The organism is Parachitinimonas caeni (assembly GCF_030129945.1).
GTDB classification, from domain to species: domain Bacteria; phylum Pseudomonadota; class Gammaproteobacteria; order Burkholderiales; family Chitinimonadaceae; genus Parachitinimonas; species Parachitinimonas caeni.
The window spans coordinates 1-255 of record NZ_JARRAF010000290.1 but is presented as its reverse complement, the minus strand read 5'-3'; the positions used below and the strand labels follow the sequence as shown (position 1 = coordinate 255).

Sequence of the window (255 nt, the reverse complement as noted above, 5' to 3'; positions counted from 1 at the left end):
GCCTCTCCGCCGCCGCCGGCGCTGCTGCTGGCCAGGCCACCGCCAACGCCATCGGCATGACCAACAAATTCGACTGGAAAGCCGTGGCCATGGCCGGGATTACGGCCGGCGTCAGCAAATACGTGGATGGCGCCTACCAGGCGGATACGTATGCGCGGATGATGGCCCAACTGGCTGCCACCACCATGACCCAGGCCGTCGCCAGCGCGATCGGCCTGCAAGACAGCTTCAGCTGGAAGAACGTCGCCGCCAGCG

At 66.7% G+C, this 255-nt stretch carries 1 protein-coding gene; it reads left to right on the top strand.

The genetic code is table 11. From position 1 onward, the window contains the following. Positions 1–255: hypothetical protein (locus PZA18_RS24740; RefSeq protein ID WP_284103536.1), on the top strand; the 255-nt coding region annotated here is incomplete at both ends.